Here is a 19,170-nt window from a genome sequence, read left to right on the forward strand (position 1 = left end):
TGTAGAAATTGTTGCCATTTCTCGTATTTATGCATATGTATTCGTCGAAATGTTTATATTTTCTTCTGTCACCGTCAGACAATCTTTCCACTCATAATTTTTTATAATAGCCAAAAGTGCAGAAGCAGAAAGGGGATAGTGAAATGACGAGTATTGAATGGTATAACACAGCAAATGTAGACGATGATCAAAAATTAGGAGCGAAAAAAAGGCAATTGCTGATAGGCTCTCTACTTTTTTTAACATCCTTTTTTTTAGCTCAGTCTGTTGTATTTGAAGCCGCTGTACCTTTCTCGGTTCCTTTTTGGGCAATTATTCGAACGAAGTATAAGGAATATGCCAAATATGTTTTGTGCGGTGGTTTAATAGGGTGTTTTTTTCTTGGCCTTGGACAAGTCTTTATTTTAGCGTTACAAATCGTTATGTATGAATGTATTATGCGCTTCCGTTATTGGCAACTGCCTCAAAGTATTGCAGTCTCTTTAGCGGTACTGCTTGTACAGATAATGTGGCAGGGGGTGATGTACCAAGGATTACCACCGGTGCTTGTACAATTTTATGTAGGTTGTGAAGCAGCTTTAGCTCTTATTATGACGCTGTTTATGCAAGTACTGTTTGTTAATTCTTATGAATGGTTTACGAGTCATTGGACATATGAGAAGCTAGGCTCTGGATTAGTTGTATTTGCTGCTATGCTCACAGGGATGCAAGCAATTGTCATTAGCTATTTTTCACTCCCCATTTTTTTAGTACAATTATTAATTTGCTTTGGTGCGTTAGTAGGAAGTGTACCATTGGCGACGGTTATCGGAGCCGTGCTTGGGACTCTCATTGGTGTTGCAAAACTTTCATTTTCAGGTATGCTGTCTGTAGCAACTTTAACGGGGCTGTGTGCAGGGATGGGAGCTCGTGCCGGAAGATTTGGTGTAGCAATTGGTAGCATTCTGCCAAGTGTGTTTTTTTTATTTTACGATGCAACATTGCCATTAGACAGTGTTTATTTTACATCGATTGCTATTGGCAGTATTGTTTTTCTAGCCGTCCCGAAAAAATATTCGGATAAGGTACGGGACAAGCTGTTTCCGCAGCGTGAGGAGATTTTGCTCGCCCGTCAAAATTGGTTAACGGAGCATGTTACGTATAAATTAGAACATTTTCAGCATTTTGTGCAATTTATGAAGGAACTTGTGTTTGAACGCTTTATGACGGTCCCGATAGAAGAGGCAAAGGAAGTATCACCAATGAATACATGTTTAAGCTGCTTTCGCTACGATCGCTGTTGGGGAGCGCAAAATAACGGAATGGACAAACTTATGACGGACTGGTTTCATATGAAAGGCGTCGGAAAGGAATCTACTCTTCATCGTGTCGAAGAACAACTACGCTATAAATGTGTGAAATCAACGAAAATTTTCGAAGAATTGGAAACAGAGCTGTACAGAGAGCGCATTAATGGACAGTATTTTCATGGTAAGAAAATGATTGCACTTCAGCTACGTGATATGAGCAATCATCTAAATCAATTAATAGCGGAAATGAAAGAAGAGACTATCTCCTTCGTCAGTGTGGAAAAGGACATTACTCAACGATTAACAGAAGCACATATTGAATGCTTTCAACTAGATGTATTAAGTAATAAGCCTGGAGCACGAAAAATTGTCTGTGCCTTAGCACCAGCACGTGTCAATTGGGAAGAAGATACGACAGTAGCTGAACGAATGATATTGCCAATTTTATACGATATTTTTGAAGAACCATTTGAAATTGAAAAAGTAGTAGCATGTGATATACCATTTCGTCACATTCAAGTAAGCTTTAGATCAGCTATAAGCTTTGAAGTAGAGTATGATATATATAGCATGTCTAAAGATGCGACTTTATATTCAGGTGATTCCCATGCATTATTTCAATTGCATCCTGGACTATTTGCAATTTTATTGTCAGATGGTATGGGGCAGAGTAAAGAAGCACAGCATGAAAGTAGAAAATTGATACATTTAATGCGGGAATGCTTAAATTACAATATGAATCCAGAAACTGCGATGCATACGTTGCATTATGTCATGTCTTTAAAGCAGCAAAATGATATGTATGCAACGCTTGATTTTGCACTTGTCGATTTACAACACGGTGATTTGTGGTCGTGGAAGGCCGGGGGAATGTCTACGTATATTTTACGTGGGAAAGAGGTGCTGAAGGTTGAAAGTAATGCAGCGCCTGTAGGATTTTTATCCATTTCAGCAGTTGAGGCTGAAAAAAGAAAGCTTAAAGCGGGCGATGTAATTTTAATGCACTCTGATGGATTATTTTCAAGTATTGATGATTGGGATGAGCAGGAGGAGACATTTTTAGCGTATGCACAGCAGGTAGCAGGCACTACTAAATCCATACAGGAAAAACTAACAACGATTATGCAATCTTTCCAATCGTACTATAACATCGACGACGATTGCACTGTATTGATGCTAGAAGTTACACATGTTGTACCTACATGGGCTGTGTTTAGACCAGTTCAACATTCTATGAGCAAATCAACATGATAGAAAACGAAAAGGGGAGGAGAAGCGTTTGTCATTTGAATTAAAGGTCAAATTATTTATTGAAGAAGAGCAATTATTACAGCAAGACGACCACCTTCTCGTCGCCGTTTCGGGTGGAGTAGATTCAATGGCTTTACTTCATTATTTTGTCAAAACAAAAGAGCAATGGGGGGTTACGGTAGAAGCCGTCCATGTTGATCATATGTTAAGAGGTGAAGCATCTGCAGAGGATAGAGATTTTGTCCAAAAATATTGTGATGAGTATGGTGTATACTTACATGCGAAAGCAATTCCAATACCAGAAATCATGGCTTTAGAAAATGGAAATACACAGCTTATCTGTCGTAGAGAACGGTATCAATATTTTAAAGAGGTCATGCAAAAAACAAATGCTAGCAAGCTTGTAACTGCACATCATGCGGACGACCAACTGGAGTCAGTATTAATGGCCCTGACAAAAAATGCAACGATCAATGGTATGCAAGGTATACGTTCACAACGCTTTTTTGAAGGAAAATCATTAATTCGTCCGTTTTTAACGGTTACAAAGTCCGAAATAAGGGAATATTTACTTACACAAGGTTTAAATTATCGGGAAGACGCTAGCAATTCTAAAGACACCTATGTACGCAATCGTTTTAGACATCATATGGTGCCATTATTGGAAGCAGAAAACCCTCGAGTAACTGAGCAGGTGACCCATTTTACAAAACAATTGCAAGAAGACGATGCCTATTTAATGGCATTAGCGGAAGATGTATTTTCTAGAACGATAAAAAATATTAGCGGAAATACATATAGCATGGAAATTGAGGCTTTTCAATTGGTATCACTTGCTTTACAAAGGAGGCTCATTTTAATACTATTAAACTATCTTTACAAAGATTCAAATACGATACAAAGTTATGCTTTATTGACTTCAATTTCAAAGCTTTGTGATACGACAGCCGGGTATGCTGAAGTTCACTTGGCAGAAGATTTTATAGCAGTTCGCCGTTACGGAACATTAACAATTCAGAAGAAAGAACTATTAGAAGATCAAGTTTCTCCTGAGAAAAAAGTTATTTCGACTGCTAATGGGTGGACAACTCTGACAAATGGTGAACATTTATGCGTAGTCAAGTTGTCTGATTTATCATCTGAAATGATGACGGATACTGCGCAACTTTTTTATTTTAACGCTAGCAAACTCAAACTTCCGCTCTATGTTAGAGTACGTAAGGAAGGGGACAGAATACTGTTAAAAGGAATGGATCAGCCAAAACGCTTATCTCGCCTTTTTATAGATGAAAAGATTCCTTTAAATGAGCGAAATAGCTGGCCGTTACTGATTTCTCAATCTGATGAGGTAGTAGCGGTAATTGGTGTGCGTATGGGAATGTTTTTTTCAACCACTCCACAACCAAACGATGATACAGTGCTCATCGTAGACTAAGGTCTTTGTAAAATTTCACCACAAATGGTTGAAAATTTTTTATACACACGAGGAGGAATCGATATGTTACAAAATGACATCGAAAAAGTTATGATTACAGAAGAACAATTACAAGAAAGAATCGCTGATTTAGGAGCACAACTGACAGAGGAATATAAAGATGCATTCCCGCTAGCTGTTGGTGTTTTAAAAGGGGCAATGCCTTTTATGACTGACTTGATGAAACGTTTCGATTCTTTCATTGAGCTAGACTTTATGGATGTTTCTAGCTATGGTAATGCCACAGTTTCGTCAGGCGAAGTAAAGATTCTAAAGGATTTAAATACAAGCGTTGAGGGACGTGACGTATTAATTATCGAGGATATTATTGATAGCGGCTTAACTTTAAGCTATTTAGTAGACTTATTTAAATACCGTAAAGCAAAATCCATCAAAATCGTCACATTGTTAGATAAACCATCAGGCCGTAAAGTAAACTTGGCTGCTGATTATGTTGGTTTTAAAGTACCAGACGGCTTTGTTGTAGGATATGGTTTAGATTATGCAGAAAAATACCGTAATTTACCGTATATCGGCATTTTAAAGCCAGAAGTCTATTCTTTCTAACGAGTAAAAAGTTAACGAAAGAACATCAGCTATGAAAAGAGAAAGCCTCCAGCAAAGGCCATAGATTTTTAGTTTGTTGGCTTATCACCAAAAAGTTGGGGATGACATTTGTTAAAACGAATGCCAGATTTGAGACTGGGCGACACCTTGAGGATTAGCGCCACAGATGAAGCACTTTAGAGAGCAACGTGAGTGAAGCGACTCATCGGGTACCCTTAAGTGCCCAGTCTAAATGGCAATCAACCTCGCGTTTTGGCGATGAGCTTTTATAAGAAATTCAAAAATTTAGGCACATTGTTCAGCTGTATCAAGATAAAGTAACAGGTACAGTTACGCAGGGACAAAGTTAAAAAATGCATAAATATGTTTCGATTTCGACAAAAATCGGACGAAACTTTTTTAAAGTAGGGCTTTTCGTTGTATGATGAAATCATGATATGTTAAGATTTTACTTATAATTTTTCTGTTTGTAATGAGGAGGCTGGAGATGAATCGAATATTTCGATATACCATATTCTATTTACTGATATTCTTGGTGATTATCGGTATTTTTGGTACTTTCAATGGTGGCAATGCGCCAACGAAAGAGTTAACTTATAATGAGTTTCAAGAAGCTCTAGATAAGAATCAAATAACAAGTGCTACAATTCAACCTGATAAATCAGTATACATCGTTGAAGGTACACTGAAGGGTTACGAGAAGGGTGCACGCTTTACAACAAATATCCCTCGTGAAAACCAAGCTTTAATGGACCGCATCGATGAGGCTGCTAAGGATAAGAATAGTAATATTAAATATTTAACAGCACCAGAAACAAGTGGATGGATTCAGTTCTTTACAGGGATTATTCCTTTCATTATTATCATTTTCTTATTCTTCTTCCTAATGAGCCAGTCTCAAGGTGGCGGTAATAAAGTGATGAGCTTTGGTAAAAGTAAAGCTAAACTTTATGATGATCAGAAGAAAAAAGTTCGTTTTACAGATGTAGCGGGTGCTGATGAAGAGAAAGCGGAGCTTGTAGAAGTTGTTGACTTTTTAAAAGACCACCGCAAATTCACTGAAATCGGTGCACGTATTCCAAAAGGTATCTTACTTGTAGGTCCTCCAGGTACAGGTAAAACATTACTTGCACGAGCAGTAGCGGGTGAGGCAGGCGTACCATTCTTCTCGATTTCAGGTTCTGACTTCGTAGAAATGTTTGTCGGTGTCGGTGCATCACGTGTTCGTGACTTATTTGAAAATGCGAAGAAAAACGCACCATGTATCATCTTTATCGATGAGATTGATGCTGTAGGTCGTCAACGTGGCGCAGGTCTTGGTGGTGGCCATGATGAGCGTGAACAAACACTGAACCAATTGTTAGTTGAAATGGATGGTTTTGGAGCAAACGAAGGTATTATTATTATCGCTGCAACAAACCGCCCAGATATTTTAGATAAAGCGTTATTACGTCCTGGTCGATTTGACCGTCAAATTACAGTAGGACACCCTGATGTAAAAGGACGTGAAGCTATTCTAAAAGTACATGCGCGCAACAAGCCTTTAGCAGATTCAGTTGATTTAGCAGCTGTTGCACAACGTACACCAGGTTTCTCAGGTGCCGATTTAGAGAACTTATTAAATGAAGCAGCGCTTGTAGCAGCTCGTAAAAGCAAACGTTCAATAAATATGGCAGATATCGATGAGGCATCTGACCGAGTAATTGCTGGTCCAGCGAAAGCTAGCCGCGTATACTCTGCAAAAGAGAAAAAACTTGTATCCTTCCATGAAGCCGGCCACGTAGTTGTTGGTTTAGAGTTAGATGAAGCAGATACAGTACACAAAGTAACAATCGTTCCTCGTGGTCAAGCTGGAGGTTATGCGATTATGTTACCGAAGGAAGAACGTTTCTTCACAACAAAACAAGAGTTACTTGACCGTATTGCAGGGCTTCTTGGTGGTCGTGTGGCAGAGGAAATCGTACTTGGCGAAGTATCTACTGGAGCACATAATGACTTCCAAAAGGTAACAAGTATCGCACGTGCTATGGTCACTGAATATGGTATGAGTGAAAATCTTGGTGCAATGCAGTTCGGTTCAAGTCAGGGTGGTAATGTATTCCTTGGTCGTGACTTTAATTCAGATCAAAACTATTCTGATTCGATTGCTTATGAAATCGATAAAGAAATGCAGCAAATTATCGATTCGCAATATGCACGTACTAAACGAATCCTAACTGAAAAACGTGGATTACTTGATTTAATTGCTAAAACATTGATGGAAAAAGAAACATTAAATGCGCAAGAAATCGAGCATTTACGTGATCACGGTGTTTTACCGGAACCGGAAGTTGAAATAGTTTTGGAAAAAACTGCCGAAGTTGAAGCTCAACCAACATTAGATGTAGTTGGTGAACCAGTTGTTAAAAAAGAATTGCTTAGCAATGAGCCAAATCCAACAACAGCTGAGCTTCCAAAAGAAGGTCAAGAGCCAACTGATACAGCAAAAGGTATCGATGAAAAACGTGATTAATATTAGAAAGACTGTTTACGATTTTTGTAAGCAGTCTTTTTCTTTGCCTTTCTTCAGCAGAAGATATTAGGATAGAGATATTATACGCAGCTGCGTATAGAGGTTCTAATATTTGTTTGGGATATCCGTCCAGAACATTTGATGTAGAGCCAACATAGATAGGAGTGTTGAAACGTGGGAAACGTAATATTGAATAATGGTCTAGAAATGCCGTTAATCGGCTATGGCGTTTTTCGAGTACCTGAAGGGGATGACTTGGCTAAAGCGGTAAAAACAGCTATTGCAAAAGGTTACCGTAGCATTGATACAGCGCAAGTATATCGCAATGAGGAAAGTGTTGGGCGAGGAATTCGCGCAGCCATTGACGAGGGCTTAGTAACACGTGAAGAACTATTCGTAACATCAAAGGTTTGGAATGATGGACTCTCCTATGATGAAACACTAGCAGCTTATGATAGTAGTTTAGCAAAATTAGGATTAGATTATTTAGATTTATATTTAGTTCACTGGCCAGGTATTGATACAAATTACGTTGATGTTTATAAAGCGCTTGAAAAGATCTATCAGGACGGACGTGTACGCTCTATTGGAGTTAGTAATTTTCATGTCCACCATTTAGAAAATTTATTAAAGGAAACTTCGGTGATTCCTGTTATTAATCAAATTGAATTTCATCCACACTTAATTCAAGAGGAAGTGCGTGCGTATTGCAAGGAAAAAAGAATACAGGTAGAGGCATGGTCACCACTAATGAATGGTTCTTTGTTGGAAGAAGCATTGATACAGAAGCTAGCTTTAAAATATGGCAAAACGCCAGCACAAATTGTGTTACGCTATGATGTTCAGCATGGTGTAGTAACTATTCCAAAAACAATGACTCCTGCACGTATGACGGAAAATCTAGCTGTCTTTGACTTTGCATTAGCAGAGGAAGAAATGGCTCAGTTAGATGCGCTAAATGATGGATTACGTAGTGGACCAAACCCGGAGAAATTTAATTTTAAATAATATGAAAGGAGCTACCTAATATGAGGGTGGCTCCTTTTCAACATACTAAAAAAAGTGAAGTTGATTTCCGTTCCAGGCTACTCGCTTTGTCGCTGACGCTACGCTTTCGCGCAGAGCAGAGCTTCCTGTGGGCGAGCGTCGAGCAGCTTCCTCCGCTTGCGCTCCGTGCAGGGTCTCGCCTGTCTCGCTTTCCCACGGGAGTCGAGTAGCCCTCCACTCCAATCAGCAATAGCGTAAATTTTTATAAATACTATTCATTTCAAAAGTAAATAATATTGCGACTTATAACAGGGAAGTAATTGTAGACCTGTTATTGCTAACGCTACGCTTTCACACAAAAATACATTTTGTTGAAGTTTTTTATAACTATAAATAGAGTGCCGTACCAGAAGATATACGCTAAGTAGATTGGTTGATTGAAGTGGAGGCTGGGCGACTCCTTGGGGATCAGCGTCGAGGGCACTGAAAAACTCATCAAAATTAAAATTTTTTAACTCAAAAAAAATATCGGGCGCCATTTCATCCTTTTTTAGGAAGGGGTCGTCCGATTTCTTTCATTATTCTTTGCTTTTTTCGTTCATTAGTTTTAAAATTCTCTTCATATTCACGACAAATAGCGTTGCGGCTGCTTGTATTTGCATACCAAATAGACCCGTGGCGTTTGCTTGATTATACCCGTGTCTGTTTTTTATTTCACTATTCTTTGCTTCGATTTTATAGCGTTCTTTTGCCAATTGTTTAAAGGATTCCGTTTCCTGAAACACTTCTTGTTCTATGTGTTCATTTGACAGAAGAGAAACTGAATAACTTTTTGTTTTCGCTCCTTCTTTATAACACCCTTCTTTTAAAGGACAAACTTTACATTTTTCTATATCAAAGAAATATTTTAATTGTGTATTTTGCGTGGAATTCTTACGCTTTTTAATACTTTTACTCTTTGCTAAATGTCCAGCAGGGCACACATATAAATCGGCATCTTTATTAAACTCAAACTTACTTTCTTGCTTCCGTTGACCGTTCGTAATAACAGGATGTAGCCTTGAAATGAGTTGAATCTCTTTCTTTTTTGTGTATAATAAATTCTCTTTACCAGAATACGCTGTATCTCCAAGAATGGTGTTCACTTCTATGCCTGCTTGCTCACTCTTCTCTACTAGCTCTTGTAAATAATTCCCGTCACTTTTTTCACCTGTTGTTACAACTACTGCTGTTATAAGTCTTTCATCACTCATTGCCAAATGTGTTTTATAACCAAAGAAAGGATTCTCTTTAGATTTATAACCGACACGTGCATCAGGATCAGCTGAGTAATTTATTTTAAGCTCATAATCTTCAATAACTTCTTTGAGGACATTTACTTTTTCTTGTACACTTGGTATTTGAGCAATAGCCTTATTTTCTTCTATTATTTGAATGACTTGGTGACAATAGTCCACTTCTTTTTGGATATCTTGAGAAGTCGGTTTAGTGGGAAATTTTGATTTCATTGTTTCATCGAATTGATACACGGCTTTTCGTACCTGTTTTGATTTCTCTTGTAAAAACTCTTTCGGGGACTTCTGTTGGTAGCGTGCCTTCGTATGTGTTGCGTCTACAATCAATGTTTTACTTTTTAAAACACCCTGTGCAATAGCTAGTTCTACGGTTTTGTGAATGAGTAAATCTAACAATTGGACATCTTGTAAACGTAATCGACGGAATTTTGTTAAAGAACTTGCCTCAATAACACCTTCTTCTGGTGCCATATCTAAAAAATATTTAAAGGACATATCATATTTAGAACGTTCTACTACATCAACATCAGAAATATCATAAATTGCCTTAAGTAATAAATATTTGAACATACGAATAGGTGAAATAGCGTAACGACCATTATCTAGACAATATTTAGTCTCTAATTCCTCTAAAACAAAAGTAAAATCAATTAATTCCTTCATTTGACGAAGCATATTATCTTTTGGCACAACTAAATCATAGATTGCCATATGAGGACTAAGAGCAAGCGTTTCTTGTTTGGAAAGCATAAAAAGCACCACCTAAAATGAACAGTATACTAATAATTATAGATGAAAAAGAAAAGGAAGTAGAGAAAAAATTCGCTACTTCCTTTATCTAACCACTTTTTCAGTGCCCTCGATCAGCGTCACAGATGAGACCCTGGAGCGCAGCGAAGCGGCTCATCGGACGCCCCCAGGAAAGCGCCCAGCCGGAACGGAAATCAATTTCACGCTTTAATATGAAAGGAGCTACCTAATATGAGGGTGGTTCCTTTTTAAGTGAAGCATGAAGGGCTATTTCATAGGAATAAAAGTATGGTATCATTTTCTAAAGTGTTTTAACTTTAAGTGTATGCATTGTTTTAGTTGTATCAATCGTATAGTGACAGGTACAATTACGGTGAGGTGCAATAAATAGGAGGCATCAGCCATGATTTTAGTTTTAGATGCAGGGAATTCGAATATCGTATTAGGTGTCTATGATGACACCGATCAATTAGCCTTCCATTGGCGTATGGTGACAGACCTTCATAAAACTGAAGATGAATACGCAATGCAAGTATTATCTTTCTTTAATCATGCAGGCATTTCATTTGAACAAGTTACGGGCATTATTATATCCTCTGTTGTACCACCAATTATGTTTTCGTTAGAAGCGATGTGTCAAAAGTATTTTCGTAAAAAACCGCTCGTTGTAGGACCAGGTGTGAAAACAGGATTGAATATTAAATATGAAAACCCACGTGAAGTTGGCTCAGATCGCATAGTTAACGCTATTGCAGCTCTTGAAGCATATAAAGCACCACTGATTATTGTTGATTTTGGTACTGCTACAACATATTGTTACTTAAACGAAAAGGGTGATTATATGGGCGGTGCTATTGCTCCAGGTATTTCGATTTCTACGGAGGCGCTCTATACACAAGCAGCTAGATTGCCACGTATTGAAATATTGCGCTCTACACATATTGTTGGAAAGACAACCGTATCTGCGATGCAGTCCGGAATTTTTTACGGCTTCGTTGGGCAAGTTGAGGGAATTGTTAATCGCATGAAAGCGCAAAGTAAGGAAGAGCCTTTAGTTATTGCTACTGGAGGATTAGCAAATTTAATTGCTGGGGAGACGCAAGCTATTGATGTAGTCGATCCGTTTTTAACATTAAAAGGCTTATATAAGCTATATAAACGCAATCAATAAGAAATGAGGGACATTTCATTTATGAAAGACTATTTAGTACGAGGTTTAGGATTTAACGGACAGGTTCGTGTTTTTGCAGCGTGTACAACAGCAACAGTAGGAGAAGCACAACGTCGTCATAATACATGGCCAGTTGTGTCGGCTGCTCTTGGTCGTTCTATGACTGCAGCTGTGATGATGGGTGCAATGTTAAAAGGTGAAGAAAAAATCACCGTTAAAATTGAAGGAAACGGTCCAATTGGTCCAATGGTGATTGATAGTAACGCTAAAGGAGAAGTACGTGGCTTTGTAACGAATCCTCAGGTTCATTTTGACTTAAACGAGCAAGGTAAGCTTGATGTACGTGCAGGTGTAGGGACAGAAGGTGCATTAACAATCGTAAAAGACCTAGGCTTAAGAGATATGTTCTCTGGACAAACACCTATTATATCAGGTGAAATTGCTGAAGATTTTACTTACTACTTTGCTACATCAGAGCAAGTACCTTCATCAGTTGGTCTAGGTGTTTTAGTAAATCCTGATAACACAATTCTTGCAGCTGGTGGCTTCATCCTTCAATTAATGCCAGGTTGTGAAGAAGAGACAATCGATGAAATTGAACAGCATCTAGCTACTATAGAGCCAGTTTCAAAAATGATTGAAAAAGGCTTTACTCCAGAGCAAATTTTAGAAGCTGTGTTAGGAAAAGGTCATTTGCAAATTTTAGATTCCATGCCAGTAGAGTTTAAATGTCAATGTTCAAAAGAGCGATTTGGTGCAGCGATTTTAGGGTTAGGGACACAGGAAATTCGAGAAATGATTAAAGAGGATGGCGAAGCAGAAGCACAATGTCACTTCTGTTTAGAAACATACCGTTTCTCAAAAGAAGAGCTAGAAGGATTTATCGATGAGCTCAACGCGTAATCGACGCCCTTTAAACGCTACAACGTCCAACAACCAAACGCCCTTATTGCAACGCCGTTTAAAAACTAAACCCGCATTAACAGTTATTATAATTTTGTTATTAGGAAATATTTTGTGGTTTATTGCTTGGTTAATCCCAGATAACGTTCAAGAAATTGGTAGCGATGAACAAGTCGCTGCCATTGACGGGGATATTATTACACGTCAAGAGTGGATGGTTGCCATGGAAGAACGCTATGGTAAAGAGACACTACAAAATTTAGTGAATGAATCTGTGATGGAAAAGGCAGCAAAGAAATATAAAATAAAAGTTACGGATGAAGAGATCGATTTAGAGTTAGCTTTAATGCGATCTGCTCAGGATAAATTTGATACAGCCATGCAAAATCTTTCATCAGAGCAGCTACGACAAAAAATTCGCTCACAGCTTATTTTAGATAAGGTACTGACAAAAGATGTGGTTATAAAAGAAGGCAGTATTGAAAAATATTATGAGGAAAATCAGGCATTATACAATACGAAAACAAGCTATCGTACTAATTTTATTGAGGTGAATTCCAAAAAGGCTGCTGAGGAAGCGTTAAGTGAAATAAAAAACGCCTCTGATTTTTCAGTGCTGGCACGTGAAATCTCGGTAGATAGCGCATCAGCTAGTTTAGGCGGAGATATTGGTTTCCTTACAGAAAAACAAGAAAATGTTGATCCTGCCATTTTAAAAGCCGCTGAGGGTTTAAAAGCAGGTGAGATTAGTAAAGCATTTAAGCTTGATAACGGACATTACGGAATTGTACAAGTTCAAGAAATAGGCGAAGGACAATCCTTTACATATGACGATGTGAAAGAACATATTGAACGTGAGCTCGCGTTAGAGCAATTGCCACAATCGGTTACACCAGAAGCATTTTGGTCTGAATTCAGTGCAACTTGGTATTACGGAGAAGCTAAAAAAGGTAAATAACAGATTGCTCCGAAATGAGCTTAAGGAATCTGCGAGATATCTGTGGGAAAAATGAGCCAGGAAAAACCTGCAGACGTTTAGCGTCAACAGAGTAGCGGCTTTTCTAGGATATTGAGCAGGTTTTTTGTTTACTCTAGTTTAGCTCGATGGCAATAAATATTCTGAAAATATAAGTTTATTGATTGACAATCGAATGGAAAAATTGATAAAATCAAAATAAGTAAAACCTATGAAAATAGTAGGAATTAGGAGTGGATGGATAAATGAGTAGATTAGCGAACTCAGTAGCTGAATTAGTTGGTAAAACACCAATTGTAAAGTTAAATCATGCAACTGGCGAAAACGAAGGTACTGTTTATGTAAAATTAGAATATTTTAACCCGGGTAGCTCAGTAAAGGACCGTTTAGCTTTAGCGATGATTGAAGCGGCTGAGAAAGATGGTACATTAAAGCCAGGTGGTACAATTATTGAGCCTACTTCTGGTAATACAGGTATTGGTCTTGCGATGATTGCTGCGGCTAAAGGCTATAAAGCGATATTAGTGATGCCAGAAACAATGAGCTTAGAGCGTCGTAACTTATTACGTGCATATGGTGCAGAGCTTGTATTAACACCTGGACCAGCAGGGATGAAAGGTGCAATTTCTAAGGCAGAGGAATTATCTGCTGAGCATGGCTACTTCTTACCACAACAATTCACGAACCCAGCTAATGCTGTTATTCACCGTTTAACAACTGGACCGGAGATTGTAGAAGCATTTGAAGGTTTAAAATTAGATGCATTTGTATCTGGTGTTGGTACAGGAGGTACAATTACGGGTGCAGGCGCTGTGTTAAAAGAGAAATATCCGGATATTGAAATTATTGCTGTTGAACCAAAAGATTCACCTGTACTTTCTGGCGGTCAACCAGGACCTCATAAAATTCAAGGTATCGGTGCCGGATTCGTACCAGAAGTGTTAGATACAGATGTTTATTCTTCTGTATTCCCAGTAGAAAACGAGATTGCTTTCGAAGTAGCTCGTAAAGTAGCGCGTGAAGAAGGTATCTTATGCGGTATTTCATCTGGTGCAGCGATCCATGTTGCTATTGAAGCTGCAAAACGTTTAGGGAAGGGCTCGAATGTTCTTGCAATCGTACCTTCTAATGGGGAACGTTATTTATCAACTCCGTTATATCAATTTGAAGACTAACCTAATAATTTGTATGTAAGGCTCCTTTAACGAGGAGTCTTTTTTTGTTGATATCTATATCTTTCCGAATGCAGGAACTTACAGTACTTAAATTTAAAAATATTCGCTTCTAGGCAATATTCAAGTTAAGATGGAATCACATCAAATGACTTAAAGGGGAATAGCAACTTGAAGACGATATTTACGAAAACAATAACGATGGATGCAGAGTCGTTTTTTTATAGTTATAAGGAGCAAACAGAAACAGAAAAAGCTCATGTATTTTTAGAAAGTGGACGCGGAGGACATTTTACAATAGCTGCATGGAATCCGTTAGCTACAGCGCAGTCGGTCGAAAATGGCCTGCTTATAAATTGGAGAAATGGTGAGAAAGAAGTTTTAAATGGTGAACCACTTGCATTGCTAGAGGAATTGGTGGAGAAATATCACCTTTCATACAATGATGAGCTTCCTGTTTTTCAAGGTGGAGCAATAGGGTTTGTTGCATACGATTACGCGCGTAAAATTGAAGTGCTCCCTAACACTGCAGTAGATGATTTACATGTACCAGATATTTATTTTTATATTTTTGATTGCTGGGCAGTACACGATGTGAAAACCAATAAAGTAACGCTTATGAAGCTAGCAGACTGTGACGTAGATTTAGAAGAACGTGCTAATGCATGGCAAGGGGCAGCGCAAGAAGGATTGCTTACACGCAAATTTGAGAAAACAAGCGCTGTAGAAATAGTGAACGACGAAAGTGAATTGCTAGTATCATTTGCTGGGACTGACTTTGAAGACGCGGTAAGTAAAATCCAAACATATATAGCTCAGGGCGATGTGTTTCAGGTGAATTTGTCAGTACGTCAATCCAAAAAATTAAATGCAACTGCAATGGATGTATATGAAGCATTACGTGCATTTAATCCATCACCTTACATGGCTTATATAGAAGCACCGGATTTTGCTGTCGTTTCTGGATCACCCGAGCTTTTGGTGAAGCGTCACGGTACTGAGTTGTCTACGCGACCGATTGCTGGCACACGACCAAGAGGAAAATCCGAAGCAGAGGATTTAGCATTAGCACAGGAATTGATTGATAACGACAAGGAACGTGCTGAACATGTAATGCTTGTTGATTTAGAGCGCAATGATTTAGGGCGAGTATCTACATTTGGAACGGTTGAAGTGGATGAATTCATGGTCATTGAACGCTATTCGCATGTGATGCATATTGTTTCCAACGTGCGAGGAGAAATAGCTGAAGGGAAAACGAATGCAGACGTTATCCGTGCTATGTTTCCAGGAGGAACAATAACGGGTGCACCGAAAATTCGTACGATGGAAATTATTGAAGAGTTAGAACCTGTAAGACGAGGATTATATACTGGTTCAATTGGCTGGCTAGGCTACACAGGTGATATGGAATTTAATATTGTTATTCGTACAGCATTTGTTAAAGACGGAGTAGCGCATATTCAGGCAGGAGCGGGCATTGTTATTGATTCTGTTCCAGAAAAAGAATACCAAGAGTCTTTAAATAAAGCGAAGGCGATGTGGCAGGCAAAGGCAATGGCGGAGGAGCGAGCAAAATGATTTTAATGATTGATAACTATGATTCATTTACGTATAACCTAGTGCAGTATTTTGGAGAATTTGGTCATGAATTAGTGGTAAAAAGAAATGATGTATTGACGTTGAAGGATATTGAACAACTTGCACCAGATATGATTGTCATTTCTCCAGGACCATGTAGCCCAAATGAAGCAGGTGAAAGCCTGAACATTATTAAGAATTTCGCGGGAAATATTCCGATTTTAGGCGTTTGTCTTGGCCATCAAGCCATTGCTCAAGTATTTGGAGGGAATGTTATACGAGCTGAGCGTTTGATGCATGGTAAAACATCACCTGTGTTACATGCTGAAATAGGTTTGCATAAGGGAATGCCAAATCCATTTGAAGCTACTCGATACCACTCTTTGATTGTTGAAAAAGAAACATTACCAGCATGTTTTGAAGTAACTGCATGGACAGAAGAAGGCGAGATTATGGGTATTCGCCATAAGGACTATCCAATTGAGGGCGTGCAATACCATCCTGAATCGATCATGACGGAGCAAGGTAAAAAGCTTCTACGCCAGTTTATAGAATTGTATGTAGAGGGAGCGAAGTAAATGCTGTGTTGGATGAACGGTGACTATGTAGCGGCGCAGGATTTGCGCATTTCGCCATTCGATCATGGGTTTTTATATGGCTTAGGTTTTTTCGAAACATTTCGAACGTATAAGGGAAAGGTGTTTTGTTGGGAAGCGCATATCGAGAGGTTGCAAACAGCGCTTTCTCAATATCGTATTCATATGCCTTATACTGAAGATGAATTACTAAAGGTTGTTCAGCGATTAAATGAACAGGCGAATGGACAGGATGGCTATTTCCGTATAAATGTATCAGCTGGAGAGCATAGTATCGGTTTACAGCCGACAGAATATAGACATCCGAATGTTATTGTTTTTCGCAAAGAATTACATGATACACCTAGAGGTATGGAGAAAAACGCACAGTGGCTTGTAACACCTCGTAATACTCCTGAAAAAGGGCTACGAGTGAAATCGCATCATTATGGTAATAACGTTCTTGGGCGTTTTGAGATGCCATCTTTGGCACAACAAGAAGGCTTCTTTTTAACGGAAGAAGGCTATGTTGCTGAAGGTATTACATCAAATATCTTTTGGGTGAAAGATGATATACTATATACGCCTTCCTTAGAGACTGGTATTTTACCTGGAATTATCCGAGCATGGATAATTGAGCGAGCGCAATCTCTGGGGATTAAGGTAAAAGAAGGTTTCTTTACTAAAGAGGATGTAGAGCAATGCTCAGAATGCTTTATTACCAACTCTATACAAGAGTTAGTTCCAATTCGTAAATTAGAAAACAAGCAGTTACTAGGCAATAAAGGGCCTATTTATTCGTGTTTACATGAAGCATTTGTCAATGAAGTGGAACAAGAATAGAAGGAGCGTTAACATGCTAGAAAAATATACAACACCATTAACTATTAACGGTATCACGTTAGACTATACAGCAGAAACTTTTGTGATGGGTATTTTAAATGTCACGCCAGATTCATTCTCAGATGGAGGAAAGTTTAATAACGTCGAAGCTGCAGTTACACAAGCGAAAAAAATGGTAGCTGAGGGTGCTAAAATTATTGATGTTGGCGGAGAATCAACACGTCCAGGTTATGAGCGTATTTCCGATGAAGATGAAATTGCACGTATTGTGCCAGTTATTCAAGCTTTAGTAGCTGAAGTGCCTGCAATTATATCGGTTGATACGTATAAAGCAAACGTAGCACGAGCGGCTATCGAAGCTGGTGCACATATTATTAATGATATATGGGGTGCAAAGGCTGATCCTAAGATGGCTCAGGTCGCTGCAGATTTAAATGTACCGATTATTTTAATGCACAATCGGGAAAACACTGATTATGGAACTGATTTTTGGGCAACGGCAAAGGCTGATTTAGAGAAGAGTATTGCTATTGCCCGGAATGCAGGTATACCAGATCATCATATTATTTTAGATCCAGGCATAGGCTTTGCGAAAACTACCGCTCAAAATATAGAAATGATGCAGCATTTAAAGGAGCTCGTAGCAATGGGTTATCCTGTTTTACTAGCGACTTCACGTAAGTCAATGATCGGTAATGTTTTAAAACTGCCTGTTGAGGAGCGTATAGAAGGTACGGGCGCAACAGTTGTTTACGGTATTGAAAAGGGATGCCATATGATTCGTGTGCATGATGTAAAGGAAATGGCGCGAGCTACACATATGGCTGATATTTTAGTTGGTAAACGTATTTTTAAGGAGGAAGCATGATGGACTATATTCATTTAAAGGATATGCAGTTTTATGGCTATCACGGTGTCTTAGCAGCTGAAACTACACTCGGTCAACGCTTTCGTGCTAATGTTTCACTTGCTGTAGACATGACAATGGCAGGAGAAACTGACGACTTAAATTATACGGTGAATTATGCAGAGGTTTATGCGTTATGTCGTGATATCGTAGAAGGTGAGCCGTTCAAGCTTATTGAAGCACTTGTATCGAAAATAGCAAACAGTATTTTAGAGACATACTCAGAAAAGGTTAAGGGTGTTCGCGTGGAGCTTATTAAACCAGATCCACCAATCCATGGCTATTATAAAGAAGTATCAGTAGAGGTAACGAGAGGTGATTACTAATGAATAATGTGTATTTATCAATCGGGACAAATATGGGAGATCGATTTGAAAACCTACAACATGCTGTTAAACTTTTAACGGAAAATAAGGAAATTGAAGTTGTGCACACTTCTTCGGTTTATGAAACAGCTGCTGTAGGCTACACTGACCAAGCCGACTTTTTAAATATTGCAGTTCATATTAAAACGAGTTACTCATCTTCTGAAATGCTAAAAATCTGCCAATGGATTGAAAGTGAACTAGGTCGTGTTCGTGAATTTCGATGGGGCCCTCGAATCATAGACCTTGACATTTTACTCTACAATCACGAAGATATTGAAACAGAGAGCCTAATTGTTCCACATCCAAGAATGTATGAGCGAGCTTTCGTATTAGTACCACTGATAGAAATTACGCCTACACCAGTTGGAGAACAACTGCAAAGGGCGCATGATATAATGCAACAGATGGATTGTGAAGAGGAAGGCGTAACTTTATGGCGAGCATCAGCAGAGCTGAAAATGATGCAGCCCGTCAATTAAGTTCCTAATCCAGGGGTTAAAGGTTATTGGGATATGCCATAATTGCATAGCATTAACGATAGATATATAT

At 38.6% G+C, this 19,170-nt stretch carries 16 protein-coding genes; 15 read left to right on the forward strand and 1 reads right to left on the reverse strand.

Going from position 1 to position 19,170, the window contains the following annotated elements; translation table 11 throughout:
* The first annotated feature begins 143 nt into the window (after positions 1-143).
* The 5 genes from QUF91_RS00835 (at position 144) to QUF91_RS00855 (ending at position 8,101) form a co-directional block, all read left to right on the forward strand.
* Positions 144-2,540: a SpoIIE family protein phosphatase gene (locus tag QUF91_RS00835; RefSeq protein ID WP_289416499.1), complete on the forward strand. Its 2,397-nt coding sequence runs from the start codon at positions 144-146 to the stop codon at positions 2,538-2,540.
* 28 nt (positions 2,541-2,568) lie between these two features.
* Positions 2,569-3,975, forward strand: a complete 1,407-nt coding sequence (gene tilS, locus QUF91_RS00840; protein WP_289416500.1) for a tRNA lysidine(34) synthetase TilS — start codon at positions 2,569-2,571, stop codon at positions 3,973-3,975.
* 63 nt (positions 3,976-4,038) lie between these two features.
* Positions 4,039-4,581, forward strand: a complete 543-nt coding sequence (gene hpt / locus QUF91_RS00845; RefSeq protein WP_285399023.1) for a hypoxanthine phosphoribosyltransferase — start codon at positions 4,039-4,041, stop codon at positions 4,579-4,581.
* Positions 4,582-5,068: 487 nt separating this feature from the next.
* Complete coding sequence (ftsH, locus tag QUF91_RS00850) at positions 5,069-7,093, forward strand: ATP-dependent zinc metalloprotease FtsH (protein ID WP_285399021.1); 2,025 nt, start codon at positions 5,069-5,071, stop codon at positions 7,091-7,093.
* 174 nt (positions 7,094-7,267) lie between these two features.
* Positions 7,268-8,101, forward strand: a complete 834-nt coding sequence (locus tag QUF91_RS00855) for an aldo/keto reductase (RefSeq protein WP_285399020.1) — start codon at positions 7,268-7,270, stop codon at positions 8,099-8,101.
* Between the two features lie 557 nt (positions 8,102-8,658).
* Here QUF91_RS00855 and QUF91_RS00860 read toward each other — a convergent pair.
* Entirely contained in the window at positions 8,659-10,125 is a 1,467-nt protein-coding gene (locus tag QUF91_RS00860; protein ID WP_285398117.1) for an IS1182 family transposase, read from the reverse strand.
* A gap of 403 nt (positions 10,126-10,528) precedes the next feature.
* On the opposite strand from QUF91_RS00860, the gene QUF91_RS00865 reads away from it, so the two are divergent.
* The 10 genes from QUF91_RS00865 (at position 10,529) to folK (ending at position 19,100) form a co-directional block, all read left to right on the forward strand.
* The gene (locus QUF91_RS00865; RefSeq protein WP_289416505.1) at positions 10,529-11,296 is read left to right on the forward strand and encodes a type III pantothenate kinase; all 768 of its coding nucleotides are present in this window, start codon (positions 10,529-10,531) and stop codon (positions 11,294-11,296) included.
* Positions 11,297-11,317: 21 nt separating this feature from the next.
* Positions 11,318-12,199 carry an Hsp33 family molecular chaperone HslO gene (gene hslO / locus QUF91_RS00870; RefSeq protein WP_285399016.1) on the forward strand — a complete coding sequence of 294 codons (882 nt, stop codon included), beginning with the start codon at positions 11,318-11,320 and terminating at the stop codon, positions 12,197-12,199.
* Positions 12,183-13,157 carry a peptidyl-prolyl cis-trans isomerase gene (locus tag QUF91_RS00875; protein WP_285399015.1) on the forward strand — a complete coding sequence of 325 codons (975 nt, stop codon included), beginning with the start codon at positions 12,183-12,185 and terminating at the stop codon, positions 13,155-13,157. Before hslO ends, QUF91_RS00875 begins: the two co-directional genes overlap by 17 nt.
* A 263-nt stretch (positions 13,158-13,420) precedes the next feature.
* Entirely contained in the window at positions 13,421-14,350 is a 930-nt protein-coding gene (gene cysK / locus QUF91_RS00880) for a cysteine synthase A (RefSeq protein WP_285399014.1), read from the forward strand.
* 198 nt (positions 14,351-14,548) lie between these two features.
* Positions 14,549-15,928 (forward strand): anthranilate synthase component I family protein, encoded by a 1,380-nt coding sequence (locus QUF91_RS00885; RefSeq protein ID WP_285399026.1) that lies wholly within the window; start codon positions 14,549-14,551, stop codon positions 15,926-15,928.
* Positions 15,925-16,506, forward strand: a complete 582-nt coding sequence (gene pabA / locus QUF91_RS00890; RefSeq protein ID WP_285399013.1) for an aminodeoxychorismate/anthranilate synthase component II — start codon at positions 15,925-15,927, stop codon at positions 16,504-16,506. Before QUF91_RS00885 ends, pabA begins: the two co-directional genes overlap by 4 nt.
* A complete protein-coding gene (gene pabC / locus QUF91_RS00895; RefSeq protein ID WP_285399012.1) occupies positions 16,507-17,346 on the forward strand; it encodes an aminodeoxychorismate lyase in 840 nt (279 codons plus the stop codon). It abuts the gene before it with no gap.
* A 13-nt stretch (positions 17,347-17,359) separates the two neighbouring features.
* Complete coding sequence (gene folP / locus QUF91_RS00900) at positions 17,360-18,214, forward strand: dihydropteroate synthase (RefSeq protein ID WP_285399011.1); 855 nt, start codon at positions 17,360-17,362, stop codon at positions 18,212-18,214.
* Positions 18,214-18,579, forward strand: a complete 366-nt coding sequence (gene folB / locus QUF91_RS00905) for a dihydroneopterin aldolase (RefSeq protein WP_285399010.1) — start codon at positions 18,214-18,216, stop codon at positions 18,577-18,579. The genes folP and folB overlap by 1 nt, the downstream gene beginning before the upstream one ends.
* Positions 18,579-19,100, forward strand: a complete 522-nt coding sequence (gene folK, locus QUF91_RS00910; RefSeq protein WP_289416508.1) for a 2-amino-4-hydroxy-6-hydroxymethyldihydropteridine diphosphokinase — start codon at positions 18,579-18,581, stop codon at positions 19,098-19,100. Before folB ends, folK begins: the two co-directional genes overlap by 1 nt.
* Positions 19,101-19,170 lie beyond the last annotated feature (70 nt).

The organism is Lysinibacillus sp. G4S2 (assembly GCF_030348505.1).
In the GTDB taxonomy this organism is placed as follows: domain Bacteria; phylum Bacillota; class Bacilli; order Bacillales_A; family Planococcaceae; genus Lysinibacillus.